We start from the raw sequence: 5,509 nt of genomic DNA, 5'->3' as shown, positions 1-5,509 counted from the left end.
GCGCGGTCGCGCGGGAAGCCCTCGGACATGCACAGCAGGAGGCCGTCCGCGGAGACCACCACGGTGTGGGACACCCCGGGGGTGTTGTCCACGAAATTGGTGATCAGCCAGTTCAGGTTCTGTGCGGCCTGGCTCATCTGAGTCAACTCAACGCTCCTGGTGGTTCGAGCCGCCGAAGAGATCGGTGCTCCGGTTCTGTCCGTTGCCGGACTGGTCTGCCTGATCGGGGTCGATCCGGAAGCTTCCGGTGTTACCGGCACTGCGGCCCTGCTCCACACCGCGGCGCAGGTTGGTGAGGCGGCCACGGACCTCCTCGGGGCTGCGGGAGACCTGCGGCCCTTCCTGCGGGGTGGACTTGGCGTTGCCGGGCACCAGGTTCTGCTTGGGCACGCGCCGCGGCAGACCGGCGCCGGTGGTGCCGCCGGAGGAGGGCTCGCGCAGCTGCTCGGCCCGCTGCCAGTCGCCGTCGTTCGGCGACTGCCAGGCGGCGCTGGCGGTCGGACCGGTCGGGCCGTAACCGCCGAGCGAGGACACGTCGTGGCCGCGCTGGCTCTCGGGCGCCGAGGTGTCCTTGGCGCCGGCGAACCAGTTCGGGCTGTCGCCGGACGGGCCGGCGCCGGCCGCGGGGAGGCCGCCGCCCGCCAGCTGCTCGCCGGGGCGGCGCTGCGGCAGCCCGGACGGCAGGGTGGTCCGCGGCGGCTCGGCGGCGGGCAGCGCGGGCGGCTCCGGGGCGTACGGGTGACCGGCCGGGGACTCCTCGGCCTGCCGGCCGTACTGGTCGGCGTACCCGTCCTGCTGGTACCCGTCCTGCTGGTAGCCGCCCTGGTCGTAGCCGTACCGGTCGTCGGCGAAGCCCTGCTGCTGCTCGTAGCCCTGCGGGGCGTACTGGTCGGCGTACCCGTCCTGGGCGTACTCGTCCTGCTGGTAGCCGCCCTGGTCGTAGCCGTACTGGTCGTCGGCGAAGCCCTGCTGCTGCTCGTAGCCCTGCGGGGCGTACTGCTCGTAGTCCTGCCGGTAGTCCTCCTCGACCTCGGCGTCCACCACCGGCGCCTGCGGGGAGCTCTCCAGGGCCGCGCGGCGGACCTGGTCGAGGCGCTGCGAGCGCTGGACGGCCTCCAGGGCGGGGCTGAACCCGCCGGGGCCGGCGTTGCCGGCGCCGGTGAGGTGGTCGTCGAAACCGAGCTCGGCCGCGCTGCGGGGGCGGGTGTCCGGCGCCCACTCGGCGGCCGGCTCCTGCCCGGCGAAGATCCGGGAGACGGTGAACTGCTCGTCCGGCTCCGGCGCGGCGCCGGACTGGGTGACGAACGGCGGGAGCATGACCAGCGAGGTGGTGCCGGCGGACTCGCCGGACGGGCGGAGCTGGACGCGGACGTCGTGCCGCTGGGAGAGCCGGCCGACCACGAACAGGCCCATCCGGCGGGAGATGGTGGCGTCCACCGTGGGCGGCTCGGCCAGCTTCTCGTTGATCTCCGCGAAGTCCTCGGCGGTGAGGCCGATGCCCTTGTCGTGGATCTCGACCAGCACGCGGCCGTCCGGCAGGCGGGTCGCGTTGACCAGGACCCGGGTCTGCGGGCTGGAGAACGAGGTGGCGTTCTCCAGCAGCTCGGCGAGCAGGTGGACGAGGTCGGTCACGGCGGCGCCGACGACGTCGACCTCCGGGATGCCGGAGAGCTCGACGCGCTCGTACTGCTCCACCTCGGAGGCGGCGGCGCGGAGCACGTCGACCAGCGGGACCGGGGTGTTCCAGCGGCGGCCGGCCTCCTCGCCCGCGAGGACGAGGAGGTTCTCACCGTTGCGGCGCATACGGGTGGCCAGGTGGTCCAGCTTGAAGAGGTTCTCCAGCTGGTCCGGGTCGGCCTCGTTGTTCTCCAGGTCGGTGATCAGCGCCAGCTGGCGCTGGATCAGGCTCTGGCTGCGGCGCGACAGGTTGGTGAAGATCGCGTTGACGTTCCCTCGCAGCAGGGCCTGCTCGGCGGCGAGCGCCACGGCCTGCTGGTGGACCTGGTCGAACGCCCGGGCGACCTCGCCGATCTCGTCCTTGCCGTGCAGCGGGATCGCGGCCACCGAGGTGTCGACCCGGTCGGGGTCGGTCTTGGAGAGCTTCTCGACCAGGTCCGGCAGGCGGTGGTCGGCGATCTCCAGGGCGGCGTTGCGCAGGGTGCGCATGCCGAGAATCATCGAGCGGGCCACGTAGCCGGTGAGCAGACCGGCCAGGACGAGCGCCGCGAGGACGATGACCGTGTTGAGGATGGCGTCGTAGAGCGCGTTGTCCTTCAGGTTGCGGGAGTCGGTGAGGACGTCGTCGAGCAGCGTCTCCTCGGTGTTCCGCAGGGCCTGGATGTGGGTGTTGGCGGCCTGGTTCCAGTTGTCCGGGGTCAGGCCGGAGTTGCGCGCCTCGGCGAACGCGGCGTCGGCGGCGGCCTTGCCCTTCTGCTGGCCCTCCGCGGCGGCCTGGCTGTACGAGGCGCCGAGCTGGAGCAGGCCCTGCATGGTGGGCGCCGCGCCGTTGGGCATCTTGTACGCCGAGCGCTCCTGGGCGATGGCCTGCTCGACCTGCGCGGCCGCGTACTTGGCGGCGTCCTCGGGGGCGCTGCCGGTGTTGAACTCGTTGATCGAGACCTGCTCCAGCTTCTCCGAGATCAGGATCTGCTGGATCACGTCCTGGTTCTCGTAGCGCGTGGTCGCGTTCTGCGAGATGCCGACGAGCAGGTTGAGCATCAGCGCGCGCTGGGTCGACGCCGCGGCCTTGGCCAGCGATATGGCGTAGATCGCGCGGCCCTTGCTGGTGGCGTTGGCGGAGCCCATGCCGACCGAGTTGTCGAAGGCCAGCAGCGGGTCGAGCAGCACCGAGTAGGCGTTCACGGTGGCGCCGGAGAACAGCTCGGGGTTGTACGCGGAGGCCCGCAGGTGCGGCAGGTCCACCACGAGGGTCTGGAAGGCCTCGTGGCGGCGGGGCAGCTCACCGGACTTGTCGGAGGCCGCGTAGGCGGCGTTGTACGCCTTCAGCGCGGCATCCGTGTCGTTGCGGCGCTTGGTGACCTCGTTGTTCGGGTCCTGCTTGGTGATCAGGGGTATGAGCGTCTTGTCGCGCTCGTTCTCCAGCGCCTCGGCGAGTTCGGTCGCCGCCTTGGCCAGCTCCGCGGTCTTCTCGGCGCGGGAGGCCTTGATGTAGCCGTCGACCGAGGTGTTCACGCGCAGACCGCCGAAGACGAGACTGATCGTCACGGGGATCAGCAGGATCGCGATCAGGCGGGTCGGCACGCGCCAGTTGCGCGGGCGGAGGAAGTCGTACCGGCTCGAGCCGCCGCCGTCGCCCGACGGGCCGCCGCCGCGGGGCGCCGTGGGTGCGGCCTGGGGCTCGGGGGCCGGTGCGGGGGTCTGGGCGCGTTCCTCGGTGGGAGTGAACGCGGAGAACCCGGCTTGGTCCCCCGGGGTACCGTTCGGCTCGCCCTGGCGGGGCTCGGAGCGCCGCTGCGGGGCGGGTTGCTGCTTACGCCTCACTCGACAACTACCTCTCGGCCGACTGCCGGCCATGGATCAATCCAGCGCTACCCCGGGACCCTGACCCGCCGCCGGAGGGGCCGGCGCAGGAAACACCCAGGGGTAGCTGGAATTTCAGCACGTGCAGGGATGGGGGACAAACAGCCGCCGTCCGGCACCCGCGTCGGTACAATCCGGACATTCACTGACATGGCGGAGCAAAACCATGGACACCTGGCGCTGAGTGACGCTGATTCGCCACACTGAGTCATTGTTGATCACAAAATGCCTACCGAACTGTTATCCGCTGCTTATACACGGGTCTTGCGCACGGCGCCCGGAGGACACCGGCCGGTAGGCGTCGCCGCCCCGGCGGCCCGCCGCGAGGGGCGGACCGGCCGGGGCCGCGCGGCGGCCCGCGGGCTCAGCGCAGTCGGGCGAGGAGGGCGTGTTCGACGAGGGTGATGAGGGCGCTCTTGGCGCTGTCGCGGCGGCGGGCGTCGAGGGTGATGACGGGGGTGTCGGCGCCGAGTTGGAGTGCTTCGCGGACTTCGTCGGGGGTGTGGGGCTGGTGTCCGTCGAAGCCGTTGAGGGCGACGACGAAGGGCAGTCCGCTGTTCTCGAAGTAGTCGAGGGCGGGGAAGCAGTCGGCGAGGCGGCGGGTGTCGACGAGGACGACGGCTCCGATGGCGCCTCGGACGAGGTCGTCCCACATGAACCAGAAGCGGTCCTGTCCGGGGGTGCCGAAGAGGTAGAGGATGAGGTCTTCGTCGAGGGTGATGCGGCCGAAGTCCATGGCGACGGTGGTGGTCGTCTTGCCGGAGACGTGGCTGAGGTCGTCGATGCCGGCGGAGGCCGAGGTCATGACGGCTTCGGTGCGCAGGGGGTTGATCTCGGAGACGGCGCCGACGAGCGTGGTCTTGCCGACGCCGAAGCCGCCCGCGACGACGATCTTCGCGGAGGTGGTGGCGCGGGTGGGGGCGGCCGCGTTAGAGCTTGCGAAGTCCACTGAGGACCCTTTCGAGCAGCGTGACGTCGGGCTGGTTTCCGGTTTCGCCGCCGGAAGCGGGCTGGTGGATGGCGACCAGGCCGGCCTCGGCCAGGTCGGCCACGAGGATGCGGGCCACTCCCAGGGGAAGGGAGAGCAGCGCCGAGACCTCGGCGACGGACTTGACCTCCGTGCACAGCGTGCAGATCCGCTGGTGCTCGGGGAGCAGGGTGGCCAGGCGCTGCGGGTCGACGTCGGCGGAGACCAGGGCTTCCAGCGCGAGTTCGTAGCGCGGCCTGGTCCGGCCGCCGGTCATCGCGAACGGGCGGATCAGCGGGCCGGAGTCGGGTTCGTCCTCGAACTCCTCGACGTGGCCGGGCTCCTGGGCGGGCAGGTAGCCGGGGGCCGGCTCGGGCGCCGGTGCCGGGTAGCCGGGGGCCGGGGCGCCGTACGAGGGCTGCCGGTCGTACTGGTCGTACTGGCCGTACTGTTCCTCGGGCCGGGGGTACTGCCGGGGGTACTGCCGGGGCTGTCCGTACTGGTGCCGGCCGTACTGCTGACCGTGGCCGACGCCGGGTGCTCCGAAGGCGTCATGGCCTGTGCCAGGGTACGGAACGCCGTACTGGCCGCTGCGGTCGTCGGGCGGTGTCACGGTTCCTCTCCTCACAGGGTGCGGCGGTGCGGTGCGAGCTTCGGCGCAGGTCCGGAGCCGGTGGTGCGAAGGCCGTACAACGTCCGAACCCGAGCCCGCCGAAGCGGGCCCGGGAAGGACGCGGAGGTACTTCGAATACCTGGACGGTATCCGACGAACCGTCAGTGCAGGAGACTGCCCTGGAGTTCCGCGCGGAGTGCGGGGGTGAGGACGGCGCCGGCGCGGTCGACGAGCAGGGCCATCTCGTAGCCGACGAGGCCGATGTCGGAGTCCGGGGCGGCGAGGACGGCGAGTGCCGAGCCGTCGCTGACGGCCATCAGGAACAGGAAGCCCCGCTCCATCTCGACCACGGTCTGGTTGACCTCGCCGCCCTCGAAGATCCGGCTGGC

General features: G+C 71.4%; 5 protein-coding genes. All 5 read right to left on the bottom strand.

Annotation, left to right across the window (positions count from 1 at the left end):
• On the bottom strand, positions 1-137 hold a 137-nt coding region (locus tag AB0E96_RS37660), incomplete at its 3' end, for a roadblock/LC7 domain-containing protein (RefSeq protein ID WP_329882915.1).
• A gap of 10 nt (positions 138-147) precedes the next feature.
• A complete protein-coding gene (locus AB0E96_RS37655; RefSeq protein WP_359830822.1) occupies positions 148-3,501 on the bottom strand; it encodes a nitrate- and nitrite sensing domain-containing protein in 3,354 nt (1,117 codons plus the stop codon).
• Positions 3,502-3,904: 403 nt separating this feature from the next.
• The gene (locus AB0E96_RS37650) at positions 3,905-4,489 is read right to left on the bottom strand and encodes an ATP/GTP-binding protein (RefSeq protein WP_074001502.1); all 585 of its coding nucleotides are present in this window, start codon (positions 4,487-4,489) and stop codon (positions 3,905-3,907) included.
• Positions 4,470-5,120: a DUF742 domain-containing protein gene (locus tag AB0E96_RS37645; RefSeq protein WP_359830820.1), complete on the bottom strand. Its 651-nt coding sequence runs from the start codon at positions 5,118-5,120 to the stop codon at positions 4,470-4,472. The genes AB0E96_RS37650 and AB0E96_RS37645 overlap by 20 nt, the downstream gene beginning before the upstream one ends.
• A gap of 161 nt (positions 5,121-5,281) precedes the next feature.
• The coding region (locus AB0E96_RS37640; RefSeq protein ID WP_355270054.1) for a roadblock/LC7 domain-containing protein at positions 5,282-5,509 on the bottom strand (228 nt) is incomplete at its 5' end.

This window comes from Kitasatospora sp. NPDC036755, assembly GCF_040636595.1.
Lineage (GTDB): Bacteria > Actinomycetota > Actinomycetes > Streptomycetales > Streptomycetaceae > Kitasatospora.
The sequence above is the reverse complement of the archived record's forward strand: the minus strand, read 5'-3'. Positions and strand labels throughout refer to the sequence as shown.